The 15,052-nt window shown below is 72.6% G+C and carries 16 protein-coding genes, 1 tRNA gene and 1 other RNA gene; 7 read left to right on the top strand and 11 right to left on the bottom strand.

Annotated features, from left to right (window positions below):
• Nucleotides 1–63: 63 nt before the first annotated feature.
• The 6 genes from fabG to K311_RS0112950 form a co-directional block, all read right to left on the bottom strand.
• Nucleotides 64–807: a 3-oxoacyl-ACP reductase FabG gene (fabG, locus tag K311_RS0112975; protein WP_026817669.1), complete on the bottom strand. Its 744-nt coding sequence runs from the start codon at nt 805–807 to the stop codon at nt 64–66.
• Nucleotides 808–844: 37 nt separating this feature from the next.
• Complete coding sequence (fabD, locus tag K311_RS0112970; protein ID WP_026817668.1) at nt 845–1,786, bottom strand: ACP S-malonyltransferase; 942 nt, start codon at nt 1,784–1,786, stop codon at nt 845–847.
• Between the two features lie 76 nt (nt 1,787–1,862).
• Nucleotides 1,863–2,582, bottom strand: coding sequence for a BUD32 family EKC/KEOPS complex subunit (locus K311_RS16960; RefSeq protein ID WP_052049136.1), 720 nt, complete (start codon nt 2,580–2,582; stop codon nt 1,863–1,865).
• A gap of 5 nt (nt 2,583–2,587) precedes the next feature.
• Entirely contained in the window at nt 2,588–3,562 is a 975-nt protein-coding gene (locus K311_RS0112960; protein WP_043797343.1) for a beta-ketoacyl-ACP synthase III, read from the bottom strand.
• A gap of 151 nt (nt 3,563–3,713) precedes the next feature.
• Nucleotides 3,714–3,908, bottom strand: a complete 195-nt coding sequence (rpmF, locus tag K311_RS0112955; protein ID WP_026817666.1) for a 50S ribosomal protein L32 — start codon at nt 3,906–3,908, stop codon at nt 3,714–3,716.
• 14 nt (nt 3,909–3,922) lie between these two features.
• The gene (locus K311_RS0112950) at nt 3,923–4,435 is read right to left on the bottom strand and encodes a YceD family protein (protein ID WP_026817665.1); all 513 of its coding nucleotides are present in this window, start codon (nt 4,433–4,435) and stop codon (nt 3,923–3,925) included.
• Nucleotides 4,436–4,553: 118 nt separating this feature from the next.
• On the opposite strand from K311_RS0112950, the gene K311_RS0112945 reads away from it, so the two are divergent.
• Nucleotides 4,554–5,039 carry a hypothetical protein gene (locus tag K311_RS0112945; RefSeq protein ID WP_026817664.1) on the top strand — a complete coding sequence of 162 codons (486 nt, stop codon included), beginning with the start codon at nt 4,554–4,556 and terminating at the stop codon, nt 5,037–5,039.
• Nucleotides 5,036–5,611 (top strand): Maf family protein, encoded by a 576-nt coding sequence (locus tag K311_RS0112940; protein WP_026817663.1) that lies wholly within the window; start codon nt 5,036–5,038, stop codon nt 5,609–5,611. Before K311_RS0112945 ends, K311_RS0112940 begins: the two co-directional genes overlap by 4 nt.
• A gap of 37 nt (nt 5,612–5,648) precedes the next feature.
• Here K311_RS0112940 and K311_RS0112935 read toward each other — a convergent pair whose 3' ends face one another.
• Entirely contained in the window at nt 5,649–7,526 is a 1,878-nt protein-coding gene (locus K311_RS0112935) for a glycosyltransferase family 39 protein (protein WP_026817662.1), read from the bottom strand.
• 52 nt (nt 7,527–7,578) lie between these two features.
• On the opposite strand from K311_RS0112935, the gene K311_RS0112930 reads away from it, so the two are divergent.
• Genes K311_RS0112930 through K311_RS0112920 form a run of 3 tightly spaced genes read left to right on the top strand, consistent with a single transcriptional unit; the run spans nt 7,579 to nt 11,434 of the window.
• Nucleotides 7,579–8,532, top strand: coding sequence for an AAA family ATPase (locus K311_RS0112930; RefSeq protein WP_026817661.1), 954 nt, complete (start codon nt 7,579–7,581; stop codon nt 8,530–8,532).
• A gap of 3 nt (nt 8,533–8,535) precedes the next feature.
• Complete coding sequence (locus tag K311_RS0112925; protein ID WP_043797342.1) at nt 8,536–9,504, top strand: DUF58 domain-containing protein; 969 nt, start codon at nt 8,536–8,538, stop codon at nt 9,502–9,504.
• Nucleotides 9,497–11,434, top strand: coding sequence for a transglutaminase TgpA family protein (locus tag K311_RS0112920; protein ID WP_026817659.1), 1,938 nt, complete (start codon nt 9,497–9,499; stop codon nt 11,432–11,434). The genes K311_RS0112925 and K311_RS0112920 overlap by 8 nt, the downstream gene beginning before the upstream one ends.
• Before the next feature lie 4 nt (nt 11,435–11,438).
• Here K311_RS0112920 and K311_RS0112915 read toward each other — a convergent pair whose 3' ends face one another.
• Genes K311_RS0112915 through dnaX form a run of 4 tightly spaced genes read right to left on the bottom strand, consistent with a single transcriptional unit; the run spans nt 11,439 to nt 14,466 of the window.
• Nucleotides 11,439–11,780 carry a histidine triad nucleotide-binding protein gene (locus tag K311_RS0112915; RefSeq protein WP_026817658.1) on the bottom strand — a complete coding sequence of 114 codons (342 nt, stop codon included), beginning with the start codon at nt 11,778–11,780 and terminating at the stop codon, nt 11,439–11,441.
• Between the two features lie 9 nt (nt 11,781–11,789).
• Nucleotides 11,790–12,392 carry a recombination mediator RecR gene (gene recR / locus K311_RS0112910; protein WP_026817657.1) on the bottom strand — a complete coding sequence of 201 codons (603 nt, stop codon included), beginning with the start codon at nt 12,390–12,392 and terminating at the stop codon, nt 11,790–11,792.
• A 13-nt stretch (nt 12,393–12,405) separates the two neighbouring features.
• A complete protein-coding gene (locus tag K311_RS0112905; RefSeq protein WP_026817656.1) occupies nt 12,406–12,732 on the bottom strand; it encodes a YbaB/EbfC family nucleoid-associated protein in 327 nt (108 codons plus the stop codon).
• A 15-nt stretch (nt 12,733–12,747) separates the two neighbouring features.
• Nucleotides 12,748–14,466, bottom strand: coding sequence for a DNA polymerase III subunit gamma/tau (gene dnaX / locus K311_RS0112900; RefSeq protein ID WP_026817655.1), 1,719 nt, complete (start codon nt 14,464–14,466; stop codon nt 12,748–12,750).
• A 136-nt stretch (nt 14,467–14,602) separates the two neighbouring features.
• On the opposite strand from dnaX, the gene K311_RS0112895 reads away from it, so the two are divergent.
• Together K311_RS0112895 and ffs are read left to right on the top strand one after the other, a co-directional pair.
• Nucleotides 14,603–14,695, top strand: a tRNA-Ser gene (locus K311_RS0112895).
• A gap of 73 nt (nt 14,696–14,768) precedes the next feature.
• Nucleotides 14,769–14,865, top strand: an RNA gene (gene ffs, locus K311_RS18200) — signal recognition particle sRNA small type.
• Nucleotides 14,866–15,052: the final 187 nt, after the last annotated feature.

Here is a 15,052-nt window from a genome sequence, read left to right as displayed (position 1 = left end):
CCGATGGGCCGCGGCCTGGGATGGGGGCGGGGATTCTAGCTCGAAACCCCGTCCCGACAAGGTTCACGGCATGTACATGCCGCCGTTGACGTGCAGGGTCTCGCCGGTGATGTAGCTCGCTCCCGGGCCGGCCAGGAAGGCCACCGCCTCGGCGATGTCCGCCGGCTCGCCGAGGCGGCCGAGGGCGATCTGGTCGGCCAGCGCCTTCTTCGATTCCTCCGGCAGGTCCTTCGTCATGTCGGTGGCGATGAAGCCGGGCGCGACCACGTTGACGGTGACGCCGCGGCTGCCGATCTCCTTCGCCAGCGACTTGCTGAAGGCGATGATGCCGGCCTTCGCCGCCGCGTAGTTGGCCTGGCCGGCATTGCCGGTGACGCCGATGACCGAGGCGATGTTGATGATGCGGCCCCTGCGCGCCTTCATCATCCCGCGCATCACCGCCTTGCTGGTGCGAAAGACGCTGCTGAGGTTGGTGTCGAGGATGGCCTGCCAGTCCTCGTCCTTCATGCGCAGCAGCAGGTTGTCGCGGGTGATGCCGGCGTTGTTCACCAGGATCGTCACCGGGCCGAATTCCTTCGCGATGCCGTCGACCAGCGCCTCGATCTGGGCGCCGTCGGCGACGTCGAGGCGGCGGCCATGACCGCCGCGCGCCGCCAGGCGCTCGCCGATCGCGGCGGCGCCGGCATCGGTGGTCGCGGTGCCGATGACCGTGGCCCCGAGCGCGGCCAGCCTGTCGGCGATCGCCGCACCGATGCCGCGGCTCGCGCCGGTGACCAGCGCCACCTCACCCTTCAGCACCTCACTCATCACCTTCTCCCCTGTTTCGATACGCCTGCAACGGGCTTCAGTTCTTCCATTCCGCGAGCGCGGCGTCGAAGTCGGATGGCGCGCCGAGGGCACGCACGTCGAGCGACTTGTCGATGCGCTTCACGAGGCCGGCGAGCACCTTGCCCGGCCCGCATTCGGCGACGCGGCCGACGCCCTTCCCGGCCAGTGCCTGCACGCAGCCGGTCCACTGCACCGGCAGGTAGAGCTGGCGCACGAGCGCATCGCGGATCGCCTGCACGCCTTCGTGCACTTCGGCATCGACGTTCTGCACCACCGGCAGCGAAGGTTCGCGCCAGGACATCGCCGACATCACCTCGCACAGGCGATTGGCCGCCTCGCGCATCAGCGGCGTGTGCGAAGGCACCGACACCGCGAGTTTCACCGCCTTGCGCACGCCCCGCGCCGACAGCTCGGCGAGCGCGCGGTCGACCGCGCCGGCGTGGCCGCCGATGACGATCTGGCCGGGCGAGTTGTAGTTCGCAGGCACCACGACCTCGTCGCCGGAGACCGAGGCGCAGACCTCCTCGACCAGCGCGTCTTCCGCGCCGAGCACGGCCGCCATCGCGCCGGTGCCGGCCGGCACCGCCTGCTGCATCAGCCGGCCCCGTTCGCGGACCAGCTTCGCGGCGTCGCCGAGACCGATCGCACCGGCGGCGACCAGGGCGGCGTATTCACCGAGGCTGTGGCCGGCGAGCACGGCCGGATGCTCGCCGCCGGCCGCGAGCCATGCGCGCCAGACGCCGACCCCGGCCGCGAGCAGGGCCGGCTGGGTGAACTCGGTCTGATTCAGCCGCTCTTCCTCGCCGGGCTGCGCCAGCGCCCACAGGTCGACACCGGCACCTTCCGAGGCTTCCGCGAAGGCCTCGCGCACCGCCGCGTGCTGCGCGGCCAGCTCGGCGAGCATGCCCGGCGCCTGCGAACCCTGGCCGGGGAAGACGAACGCGAGGGAGGAACTCATCGAAGGACGCTCGGGCGAATGGGACGCGGGATGATACGCGAGCCCCCCGACCCGGCGTCTGTACGCCCGGGTAGGGTCAGACGAGCACCATCGCCAGCACCATCAGCGCGTCCGCCACCGCCCGCGAACGCCTGCCGAAGTGCCGCGCGATCGGCGGCACCCACCACAGGCGTCGCACCACCCGGCGGACCTCCTCGCGCACCGCCGGCGACTCGCGCACGAGTTCGTCGTGCAGCAGCGCCGCGAGCGCCTGCGGCTGGTCCTCGAGGAAGCGCGCGGTCGACTGCACGAAGAACAGGATGTCGCGCGCCTTCGCGGCCCGCCGCGGCATCACGGTCGCCGGGTCCTCCTCGAAATCGATGAAGCCGATGCGGTCGCCGGCGACGACCATGTTGCGGGCGAAGGCCTGGCTGACCCAGACGCCGCGGGCGTGCAGCTCGGCGATCGCGGCGAGGCCGCGGGCGATCAGTTCGCGCCGCCGCAGCGGGCAAGGCTCGCGGCGGCAGGCCGCGGCCAGGGTCTCGCCGAGGTCGGAGAGCACCAGGTGGCGCGGGCCGGCATCGAGGACTTCGGGCACGGTGACGCCGCGCGTGGCGAGCCGGCGGATCATCCGCTGCTCGTTGCGGCAGGCGGCCTCCGGCGAGGCCGGCGGCGGGGGAATCAGCGGGGCGAGTCCGAGGGCACGGGCGAAGAGACGCAACGCGGCGAGCCGGAAACGGCGTCCGCCGTCCCGGTAGGCCTTGCGCCACACGCTCGCTGTGCCGACGTACTCGCGGAGAACGTCGGTTTCAGCCATGCCCCTCAGTAACGGATAAGGGCGGAACCCCAGGTAAACCCGCCCCCGAAGGCTTCCAGCAGCAGCAGCTGGCCGCGTTCGACCTTGCCCGAACGCACCGCTTCGTCCAGCGCCAGCGGCACCGAACCGGCCGAGGTGTTGCCATGCCGGTCGACCGTGACGATCACGCGGTCCATCGGCATCTGCAGGCGCTTGGCCGTGGCCTCGATGATGCGCAGGTTGGCCTGGTGCGGGATCAGCCAGTCGAGGTCGGACTTGTCGAGGCCGTTCGCCGCCAGGGTCTCGTCGACGACCGCGTCGAGGGCCTTCACCGCGTGCTTGAAGACCTCGTTGCCGGTCATCAGCACGCGCACGCCGGCGTTCTTCTCCTCCGGCCTGAAGCCCGCGGAGACGCCGACCGGGTTGTACAGCAGCTCCTTCTTGCCGCCGTCGGCGTGCAGGTGGGTCGACAGGATGCCGGCCTCGGTGTCGGCCTTCAGCACCACCGCACCGGCGCCGTCGCCGAACAGCACGCAGGTGCCGCGGTCGGACCAGTCGAGCATGCGCGTCAGCGTTTCGGCGCCGACGACCAGCACCGTCTTCTTCGAGCCCGCGCGGATGAAATTGTCGGCGACGCTCAGCGCATAGATGAAGCCGGAGCAGGCCGCGTTGACGTCGAAGGCCGCGCAGCCGTTGGCACCGAGGCGGTGCTGCAGCAGGCAGGCGGTCGACGGGAAGATGATGTCCGGCGTCGTGGTGCCGACGACGATCATGTCGAGCTCGGCGGCGGTGACGCCGGCGGCTTCCATCGCGCGGCGAGCGGCGAGTTCGGCCAGGGTGCTGGTGGTCTCGCCCTCACCGGCGACATGGCGCTGGCGGATGCCGGTGCGGGTCGCGATCCACTCGTCGCTGGTGTCGACCATCTTCTCGAGGTCGGCATTCGTGACGATCTTCTCCGGCAGGGCACTGCCGGTACCGGCGATACGCGAAAAAACGGCCATTCGCACATTCCTGGCTGGGGACGGCCGGGGCACGGCGCGGCGTGCGGCGGCGTCGGAAACGCGAACGGCGGGACTGGGCCCGCCGCATTCAACTGCTGCAGTTTCCCGGCCGATGGGGCGCCCTGGGCGCCCCGCCGGACGGCAGTGCGCGTCAGTCCTCGACGGCGACGTCGGACTTGGTCGCGATCACCTTGCGGCCACGGTAGTAGCCGTCCTTGGTCACATGGTGGCGCAGGTGCGTCTCGCCCGAGGTCGGGTCGGTCGCCAGCTGCTTGGCGGTGAGGGCGTCGTGCGAGCGGCGCTGGCCGCGGCGGGACGGGGAAACGCGGGACTTCTGGACGGCCATGGGTGTGTCTCCAACTACTTCTTCGTGTCCTTCAGCGCGGCGAGCGCGGCGAAGGGGTTCGGTCTGACTTCTTCCTCGACGGCGGCCGGCCATTCGGCCTGCACCTCCACCGAGCGTGGATCGATCGGTACCACCGGCACCGCGAGGATCAGTTCGTCCTCGATCAGGCCGGCCGGGTCCAGCGCGCCGTCGGGGCCGGGCTGGATCGGCTCCATGCCTTCCGGCAGCGCCGCCTCCTGCGCCTCGTCGGTCACCAGGCCGAGGCGCTGGACGACACTGACCGGCAGCAGGAAGCGTTCCAGCGACCGCTGGCACACCAGTGGCAGTTCCGCCTCGGCGCGGACCTCGACGAAGGGCACGTCGAGCGCGTCCCGGCCGAATTCCAGCGTGAAACGGCAGTCACCGTCGGTGTCCGCGAGGGTGCCGGCCAGCCGGGACATTCCCGACAGCGGCAGGCTGCCTTCGAACTGACGCCTGGCCGCGACCATGCGCCAGGCATCGAGCACAGGGGGCAAGGGCGCGGACATAAGCGCGGAATGATAGGTGTCGGCCCCTTTCATGTCAAACCTAACTGCCCGTGCCGGCTGGGGTTTGCCGTGCCCGCGCGCGCGCGGCAGACTGCCGCCCTGCCCTGCGGAACCGGCGATGATCACCCTTCTTGTCGCGGCCCTCGCCGTCGTCCTGGCGTCGATTTTCCTTCTGGTCTGGCTGATCGCGCGCGGACGCCGCCGCGAGAACAGCCTGCGCCACCTGCTCGACCTGGCCGACCGGATGCAGTCCCTGCTCGACCGCAGCCAGGAGCGGATGCTGGCGATGCAGAGCGTGGTCGGGCGCATGCCGGCCGACATCACCGCGGTCGCGCTGGCCTCGCTCGACGGCCCGCTGCCGATCCGCGAGGCCAAGCGCGACGTGCTGCAGCACCGCCTGTGGATCCAGCAGCACGGCGCCAGCGCGAGCCAGCGCGAGCTGGACGAAGCCTGCGGCGCCCTGGAGCGGGCGCACGCCCTGCTGGCGGCCCGGCTCGACGAACTCGAACGCACCGGCGCCGAACTGGCCGAGGCCACCGCCGCCAGCGTCGAGGCGGCACGGCGCGAGCCGCCGACCCTGCGCCGAGATCCGGACCAGGCATGACGACACTGGTGCTGGCCTCGACCTCGCCCTACCGGCGCGAGCTGCTCGCCCGGCTGGGGCTGGCGTTCACCGCCGCGGCGCCGCGGGTCGACGAGACACCACGGCCGGGCGAGTCGGCCGCCGCGCTCGTACGCCGGCTCGCCGCGGCGAAGGCCGCTGCCGTCGCGGGCCAGCAACCCGGCGCCTGCGTGATCGGCTCCGACCAGGCGGCGCTGCGCGACGGCGTCGTGCTCGGCAAGGCCGGCAGCCGTGAAGGCGCGATCGCCCAGCTGACGGCGGCCAGCGGCCGCGAGGTCGCGTTCCATACCGCCTGGTGCGTGCTCGCCGCGGACGGCCGCCGCCGCGAGGGCGTCGACATCACCCGCGTGCGTTTCCGCGCCCTCGCCGCCGACGAGATCGCCCGCTACGTCGATGCCGAGCGGCCCTGGGACTGCGCCGGCAGCTTCAAGTGCGAAGGCCTCGGCATCAGCCTGTTCGAGGCGATCGAAAGCCAGGACCCGACCGCCCTGATCGGCCTGCCGCTGATCGCGGTGGCCGCGGCCCTGCGCGCGGCCGGCTACGCGGTGCCCTGAGTCAGGCTTCCGGCCCGGGCGGGGCGCGGATGCCTCGTCAGCGTTCGATCCGCAGCACCTGTTCCGGCCAGTCCTCGATCCGGCCGTCGCCGCCGTGCAGGCGCAGGCCCAGCCAGTAGCGGCCCGGCGCCAGCACGGCGGTGTCGAGTTCGGCGCGGAAGCCCACACCCGGGTCCTCGCCGGCATCGCCGCGGCCCCAGTAGGCGAGCACGTCCGGGCGCGGATTGCCGTAGTCGGCGCGCGCCACCGGCACGCCGTCGATCAGGACCTCGACCGCCGCCAGCCGTTCGCCGGGACGCCAGGCCCAGCCCTCCACGGCCAGGCGCCCGCCGACCGCCGAACCGGGCGCCGGTGCGTCGATCCAGGCCAGTGCCGGCAGTCGACAGCCGGCCGCGGCGCCGGCCCCCGGCGCGCCATCAGTCGCGGCAGGCCCAGCGGGCAGCGACCACAGCAGGAAGCGCTTGCGGCCGCGGTCGACCGCGACGATCCGCGGCGGCGCCGCCAGCCCGGTGCGGGCGCAGAGCGCGTCGTAGCCGCGCAGACGATCCTTCAGCGGCCGCGCGGTGTCCTCGACGACCAGCAACACCGACACCTCGCCCCAGCCGCTCCGCCCGGGCGTCGCCAGGTCCCACAGCGCCAGCTGCGCCGCGCGGCCGTGCTTGCCGTTGCGCGGATGCGGCAGCACCGCGATGTCGTCGCGGCCGAGTGCCAACGACAGCTGGGCGCCGAGCAGGAAGTTGTCGGCGACGACACGGCTGCCGGCCGGCATCGCCGCGAGTTCGGCGCGGACCGCGGCGGCGGCCTCGTCCCAGCCCGCGAACTCGTCGGCCCATGCCGGCGTCGCAGCCAGTTCCGCGCGCGCCGCCGGCGAGGTTTGCAGGCCGGCATACGCGAACAACGCGGCGGTGCCGATCGCGGCGAGCCCGAAAACGGCGCGGCGCACCCACGGCCGCCAGCCGGCGAGCACCGCGGGGGCCGCGACGGTGAGCAGCAGCCAGCCGGCCAGCGGCCAATGGAAACTCACCCGTTCGCGATCGGCGAAGAACGCCAGCACGCCCCAGCCCAGGGTCGCGACCGCGCCGGTGCCGGCCAGCAGGGCCCAGTGGGCGGCGGCGTGGCGCTGCCGCCAGGCGCGGGCGAGCGTCGCCAGCAGCAGCACGCACAACGGTGGCGTCAGCAACACCGCCTGCACTGGCAGCCAGGCCAGACCCGCGGCCTGCGCCTGCCACGGGTGCCGGTCGACGAACTGGAAGGCGACACCGGCCCCGGCATGCGCGAGGTTCCAGCCCAGCAGCGGCGCCCATCCGGCGATCCCGGCGGCGAGTGCGGCCAGGATCGCCGGCCGGCGCAGCAGGTCACGACCGGTCGGCGCCATCAGCAGGCCGGCGGCACCGGCGACGATGACCGCCGCGAAGCGGTAATGCGCCAGCGCCCCGAGCGCCAGCGCGAAGGCCAGTTGCAGCGTCGCCACGCGATCCCGGGCATCGCGGAGCAGGCGCGCGACCGCATCGACGCAGAGCAGCGCGGCGAACAGCAGCGGTACGTCCGGCAGCGCCAGCACGCCGGCCGTCGCCGCCAGCGGCAGCAGCAATGCGAGCGTGCCCGCCTGCCAGCCGGCCTCGTTGCCGAACCAGCGCGCGGCGATGCGCACGACCAGCCACGGCAGCAGCGCGCCGAGCAACAGGAAGGGCAGACGGATCGCGAAGATGCCGTCGCCGGCGAGTTCGCTGCCGGCGCGCGCGAGCCATGCGGTCAAGGCCGGCACGTCGGAGTACGCCCACGCGAGGTGGCGCGATTCCTGCGCGTAGAAGGCTTCGTCGCCGAAGGCCGGCAGCCTCGCCGCGAGCCACGCCTTCGCGGCGAGCAGCACGCACCACAGCGCGAGAAAGCGGGCACGCGCCGGATTCACGCTCATGCAGGTATCCGTGAAGGTTATGCTGACGGCGAATTCGCCGGGGAACAGGGACATGCCCGATCAGGCTGCGGACGCCGCCATCGTAACCGACCGCCTGCTGCAGGCCGCTGCCGATGCGATGGCGCAGGTCAACCGCCTCGTGCTCGGCAAGCAGCGCGAGATCCGCCTGACGTTCACGACCCTGCTCGCCGGTGGTCACCTGCTGATCGAGGACCTGCCCGGTCTCGGCAAGACCACGCTGGCGCGCTCGATGGCGGCGACGCTGGGGCTCGACTTCCAGCGCGTGCAGTTCACGTCCGACCTGCTGCCGGCCGACATCCTCGGCGTGTCGATCTTCGAGCCGGAAACACGCGCGTTCCGCTTCCACGAGGGACCGGTGTTCACCCAGCTGCTGCTCGCCGACGAGATCAACCGGGCGCCGCCGCGCACGCAGAGTGCGCTGCTCGAGGCGATGGCCGAACACCAGGTGAGCGTCGACGGCATCACGCACACGCTGCCGCAGCCGTTCTTCGTGGTCGCGACCCAGAATCCGGTGGACCTCGCCGGCACCTTCCCGCTGCCGGATTCGCAGATGGACCGCTTCCTGCTGCGCCTGCGCCTGGGTTATCCGGATGCCGGTGCCGAGCGCGAGATGCTGGCCGGCCAGGACCGCCGCGACCTGATCGCGCAGAGCCTGCCGCGGCTGAGCAGCGGCGACGTGCTGGCGCTGCGCGCCGCGGTCGAACGCGTGCATGCCAGCGAGGCGCTGGTGGCCTACGTACAGGCGCTGCTGCAGGAGAGCCGCCGGCACCCGGGGGTGCAGGTCGGGCTGTCGCCGCGCGCCGGCCTCGGCCTGCTGCGCGGGGCCCGCGCGTATGCCCTGCTCGCCGGCCGCCGGCACGTGCTGCCGGAGGACGTGCAGGCGCTGTTCGCGCACGTCGCAGCGCACCGGCTGGTGGCGGAATCGGAAGCCGAAGGTCGGGACACGCTCGCCGAACGCATCCTGGCCGCGGTGGCGGTGGACTGACACATGCGGCGGCCGCCCGACCTCGTCGAGCGCCTCAGCGAGCGCCTGTCGCGCCTGCCCCTGGTGCAGCCGCGGCGCGGGGAAGCGCTGCCGGTCGCGATCGGGCGCAAGCGCATCTACATCCTGCCGACCGGCTTCGGGCTGTTCCTGGCGACGATGCTGGCGACGATGATCCTCGGCGGCCTGAACTACAACAACAACCCGGCCCTGCTGCTGGCGTTCCTGATCGCCGCGGTGTCCTTCAACAGTCTCGTGCAGGCGCACCTGACGCTTTCCGGCAGCCGGCTGACGTCGCTGCACGCGGAACCGGTGCATGCCGGCCAGCCGCTGGCGATGCGGCTCACCTTCGAGGCGCAGGGGCGCCGGCACCGCGAGGGGCTGGAACTGCGCAGCGGCGACGACGAGGTGTTCTTCGCGCTGCCACCGGGCGAACGGGTCGAGGTGACCCTGGCGCTGCCGACCCGTCGCCGCGGCTGGATCGCTCCGGGAAGGCTGCGGCTCTCGACCGTGCGGCCCTTCGGACTGGCGCGGGCATGGTCCTGGCTGCAGCCGCAGCGCCCACTGCTCGTCTACCCGGCCGCCGAGGCCGAGGCGGTGCCGTTGCCGGACAGCGGCGGCGACGGCCAGTCGCGGCGCAGCCGCACCCACGGCGAGCAGCCGCTGCACCTGCGCGACTACCGCCCCGGCGATGCCCAGCGGCAGATCGCGTGGAAGGCGTCGGCACGCGCCGACCGCCTACTGGTGCGTGAATACGAGTCCAGCGCCGCCCGCGAGGTCGAACTCGACTGGTTCGCGCTCACCACGCTGACGCACGAGCAGCGGATCCGCCGGCTCACCCGCTGGGTGCTGGAGGCCGAACGCCAGGCGATCCGCTACCGCCTGCGCCTGCCCGGCCAGGCGATCGGTCCCGGCCGCGGCGCCGACCACCGTCATGCCTGCCTGCGCGCGCTCGCGCTGCTGCCCGATGGCTGACGACCTGCCACTGCCGATCCGCCGCCAGGTCCTGCTCGCCGCCGGCCTCTGCCTGCTGCCGCTGCTGACCCAGGTGCAGCCGGCGCTCGCGGTGGGCCTGGCCGCGCTTGCGCTGGTGACGATGGCGGCGCGCCGCCGCTTGCCTTCACCGGCGCGGTTCCTGCTGCTGATGATGCTCGGCGCGATCGTGCTGGTGGTGCACGACTTCGGCATCGGCCGCGACACCGGCAGCGCCGGCCTCGCCGCCCTGCTGGCGGTCAAGCCGCTGGAAACGCATCGCCTGCGCGATGCGCACAGCCTGCTCGGCTTTTCGCTGTTCGCGCCGTTCGCGGCCTTCCTGCAGGACCAGGGGCCGCTGGTACTGGCGCTGGCGGTGCCGGCGGTGCTGTGCGTGCTGGTCGCGCTGGCGGCGCTGGCCGAACCGCCGGGCACCGCTGCCAGCCGCGGCCGCGCCCGCGCGGTGACCGTCGGCAAGGCCCTGCTGGTGGCGCTGCCACTGGCGATGGCGGCGTTCTGGCTGTTCCCGCGCCTGGGCACGCCGCTGTGGGGCATGCCGGAGAACGCCCTCGGCCGCGGCGGCCTGTCCGACGGCATGCGTCCGGACCAGTGGGTGGACCTGTTCGCGAACGACGCGCCGGTCGCGCGCATCACGTTCGACGACGCCGAGCCGAGTCCGGCGGAGCGCTACTGGCGGGCACGCGTGCTGTGGGACTTCGACGGCTCGCGCTGGAGCCGCGGCGCGGCGCCACCGGCGCAGGGCGGCGCGGCGGTCGAGGCGGCGTCGCCGCCGATCGCCTACCACGTGTCGCTCGAACCGACCGACATGAGCTACCTGCTGAGTCTCGACCTGCCGCTGCAAGCGCCGCCGGGCGACCAGCTGGCAGCCGACCTGACGATCAGCAGCGACCAGCCGGTGTCGCAGCTGCGCGGTTACCGGCTGCGTTCGGACCCGCTCGCGCGGCACGGCCTGGCGCTGTCGCGCGCCGAGCGCCGCGCGGCACTGGCGCTGCCGCCGGGACGCAATCCGCGCACCGCGGCACTCGCGAAGCGCTGGCGTGAGGAGCTCGGGACCGACGACGACGCCTTCGTGCAGCGGGCACTGGACTGGATCAACGACGACTTCGCCTATTCGCTGACGGTGCCGCCGAGCGGCCGCCACGGCAGCGACGAATTCCTTTTCGACAGCCAGGTCGGCTTCTGCCAGCACTTCAGTTCGGCGTTCGCGAACCTGATGCGTGCCGGCGGGATTCCGGCGCGGGTCGTGCTCGGCTACGTCGGCGGTTACCGCAACCGTTACGGCAACTACTGGATCGTGCGCCGGATGGATGCGCACGCATGGACCGAAGTCTGGCTGGAAGGGCGCGGCTGGGTGCGCGTCGACCCTACCGCCGCGGTGGCACCGGAGCGCATCTTCGACACCGTCGAGGACCTGGCGCGCAGCTCGGCGCTGCTGCCCGAGGCGCTGTCGCCGATGCTCGATTTCGGCGACTGGCTGCGCCGCGGCTGGAACGATTTCGTGGTCGCCTTCGACGCCCGCCGGCAGGCCAGCCTGCTGCGCCCGCTGGGCGTAGACCAGGCGAGCGGCCTGCAGCTCGGCGTCGCCTTCGCGGTCGGTGCCGGACTGGCGCTGGCGCTGACGCTGTGGCTGCAGATGCGCGGGCAACCGCCGAGCCGCGATCCGCTGGAACGCGCCTGGCTGCGCTTCACCCGCCGGCTGGCGCGCGCCGGGCTGGCGAAGGCGCCGTCGGAACCGGCGGCGAGTTTCGGTGCGCGCGCCGCCGCGGCCCTGCCCGACCAGGCCGGAACCGTGACCGACCTGACCGGCCGCTATGTCGCGTGGCGCTACGCCGGTGACGCACTGGATGCCGAGGCGAAGGCCCGCCTGGCCGCCGAACTGCGCGGCTGGCAGCCGGCGCGCCCGCGCCGCTGAGACCTCAGCCCGGCGGCCAGGCCAGCGCGCGGCCGGCGAGCAGGTGCAGGTGGATGTGGAAGACGGTCTGGCCGCCGTCGTGATTGCAGTTCATGACGACGCGGTAGCCGTTCTCGGCGAAGCCGGCGCGCTTGGCCCAGGCGGCAGCGGCGATCACCAGCCGGCCGACCACTTCCGCGTCACCCTCGCCGAGGTCGTTGAGCGTCGCCACCGGACGCTTCGGAATGAACAGCACGTGCACCGGCGCCTGCGGATTGATGTCGCGGAAGGCGAGCACATGCTCGTCCTCGTAGACGATGTCGGCGGGGATTTCGCGGGCGATGATACGGTCGAAGATCGTGGCCATGGCCTAACCTCAGTCGGAGATCCGGGTGCGCGACGTGAACGCGTGCGCGAGGGTGCCGCGGTCGACGTATTCGAGTTCGCCGCCGAGCGGCACGCCGTGCGCGAGCCGGCTCGACGGCACCTGGTTCGCGCGGGCGAGCTGCCCCAGATAGTGCGCCGTGGCCTCGCCCTCGACGGTCGGGTTGGTCGCGACGATCAGTTCGCGCACCTCGCCTTCGGCCAGCCGCGCGGCCAGCTGCTCGAGGCCGAGCTCGCGCGGGCCGATGCCGTCGAGCGGGGAAAGCCGGCCCTGCAGCACGAAATACAGGCCGCGGTAGCCGGTCGCGGTTTCGATCGCCAGGCGATCGGCCGGCGACTCGATCGCACACAGCAGGCTGCGGTCGCGGGCGCCGCTGGCGCACAGCGGGCACACGGGCGTCTCGCTGAAGTCACGGCATTGTTCGCAGTGACCGATGCGCTCGATGGCCTCGGCGAGCACGGCGGCCAGCCGGCCGGCGCCGTCGCGGTCGCGCTCCAGCACGTGGTAGGCCATGCGCTGCGCCGACTTGCGGCCGACGCCGGGCAGGCAGCGCAGCGCCTCGATCAGCTGTTCGAGCAGCGGCGCCGTGCTCACGGGCCGTGCCGGCTCAGAACAGGCCCGGGATCTTCATGCCGGGCGGGATCGGCATGCCGGCGGTGGCCGCCGACATGCGCTTCTCGGCCTCGGCATTGGCCTTGTTCACCGCGTCGTTGAAGGCGGCGGTGACCAGGTCCTCGAGCATCTCGGCGTCGGCGAGCACCGACGGGTCGATGCGCACGCCACGGCATTCCATCTTGCCGGTCAGGTTGACCTTGACCATGCCGCCGCCGGCCTGGCCCTGCACTTCGACGTTCGCCAGCTCTTCCTGCGCACGCTTCATGTTCTCCTGCATGCGCTGGGCCTGCTGCATCAGTTGCGCGATGTTTCCTCGCATTACGGCTTCCTCGGGTCAGTGGTCGTCCAGCGGACGGATGGATTCGGGTACGACGCTGCCGCCGTCGCGGACCAGGGCGGCGACGACCGGGTCGGTCAGGAAGGCCTGTTCGGCGTCGTTGCGGCGGGCGTCGCGTTCGCGCTCGGTGCGCGCATGCAGGGTTTCGCCGGCCGCGCGTGCGGAGGCGAAGCGGATCCGCGGCGGCGCGCCGAGCTCGGCGGCCAGCGCGTCGGCGAGCTGACGGACGATGCGCTCGCTGCGCAGGTGGTCGAAATCGTCCGGCAGCGAGAGTTCGAGCACGTCGCCGTTGTGTGCGCAGAAGGCGCAGTGGCTGGCCAGCTCGCGCACCGGACCCTTGAGGCCGGCGTTGGCGACCAGGTCCAGCCAGGCCTCGACATCCGCGATCCGGCGCCCGGGGACGGTCACCGCTGGGGATGGCGCGGCGGGCGGAGGCGCGGGCATCGCGGGAACCGCCGGACGTTCGACGCCGTGTGCGGCTGCGGTCGAATGCCCGACAGCGGGCGGCGTTGCAGTCACCGGACTGCGCGCCGGGGTCGGGCCCGCCGTCGCGGTGGCGGCCGGGGTCGCGCCGCCGCCGGCGGGACCGGTCACGTTGGCCGCCGCGCGGCCGCCGCCGGAGCTGCCGGCCACGCCCGCCGGCCGGAACGCCAGCATGCGCAGCAGGCTCATCTCGAAGCCGGTACGCGGGCTCGGCGCCAGGCCGAGGTCACGGCGTCCGGTCACCGCCATCTGGTACCAGAGCTGCACGAGTTCCGGCGCCAGGCGGCCGGCCAGCGCGGCGGCATCGACGCCTTCGCCGTCACTCGCCACGGTACCGGGTACCAGCTGCTGCAGCTGGACCTGGTGCAGCGCGGTCGCGAGGTCGTCGAGCAGGTGGCCGTAGTCCGGCGAATACGCCGCCAGCTCCTCGACCCGCGCCAGCAGCGCGGCGCCGTCGCCGTCGGCCAGCGCCGCGAGCAAGCCCCCGACCTGGCCGCGGTCGACGGTGCCGAGCATCGCGTTGACCGCCGGCTCGTCGAGCCGGCCGCCGGTGTAGGCGATCGCCTGGTCGAGCAGGGAAAGGCCGTCGCGCAGGCTGCCGTCGGCGGCGCGCGCCAGCAGCGCGATCGCGCCGTCCTCGGCGGCGATGCCCTCGGCGTCGAGGATCCTGCGCATCTGCCCGCGGATCTGCGCCGGCTCGAGCCGACGCAGGTTGAACTGCAGGCAGCGCGACAGCACCGTCACCGGCAACTTCTGCGGGTCGGTGGTCGCGAGCAGGAACTTCACGTGCCCCGGCGGCTCCTCCAGCGTCTTCAACAGCGCGTTGAAGGCCGACTTCGACAGCATGTGCACTTCGTCGATCAGGTAGACCTTGGTGCGGCCGCGCGCCGGCATGTACTGGGCGCTGTCGATCAGGTCGCGGACGTTGTCGACGCCGGTGTTGCTGGCGGCATCGATCTCCAGCAGGTCGACGAAGCGGCCGGCGTCGATGTCCACGCAGGCGCCGCATTCGCCGCAGGGCTCGGCGCCGCTGCCACGCTCGCAGTTCAGCGACTTGGCGAAGATGCGCGCGATCGTCGTCTTGCCGACGCCGCGGGTACCGGTGAACAGGAAGGCGTGGTGCACCCGGCCGGTGTCCAGCGCATTGGTCAGCGCCCGCACGACGTGCTCCTGCCCCACCAGTTCGGCGAAGCGGCGCGGGCGCCATTTGCGGGCGAGGACGAGATAGGACATGGGGATCTACGGCAGGGAGAACGGCCGGGCCATTGTGCCAACCGCCCCGCCCCCCGGCCAGCACGACGCGGCCGCGCTTGTCCACGCTCGCCGCCACCGGTAGACTTTCCGGCTCGCTTCAACCGGTGTTCTCTGCGGAGAGATGTCCGAGTGGTTGAAGGAGCACGCCTGGAAAGTGTGTATACGGCTAAACCCCGTATCGAGGGTTCGAATCCCTCTCTCTCCGCCATCTTCACGTCGCCCGGCCTCGCCGGGTGATCCCCGGACCGCCCAGGCGGCGCCCGGACGCTTCAATGGTGGCCCCGTCGGCCTCCCGCGACGCCAGGTCGAAAACTCCGCCAGGGCCGGAAGGCAGCAACGGTATCGACTGATGCGGGTGCCGGGACAAGCCGGCGGGGCCACCGCCTTTTTTTGGCGAAGCCAAAAAGGCGCCCACGATTCCGCTCCGGCTTCGCCTCCGCGAAATCGCGGGTCCCTGTCTTCACTCCCAATCCCCCGTGCCTTCGGCGCGCCCCAGCGTTGTTCCGCATTCGCGGAACAACCCCACGATTCCGCCTGCGGCGAAATCGCGGGCCCCGGGCTCATC

The organism is Arenimonas composti TR7-09 = DSM 18010, assembly GCF_000426365.1.
GTDB lineage: Bacteria > Pseudomonadota > Gammaproteobacteria > Xanthomonadales > Xanthomonadaceae > Arenimonas > Arenimonas composti.
This window is presented reverse-complemented; position numbering and strand designations above follow the sequence as displayed.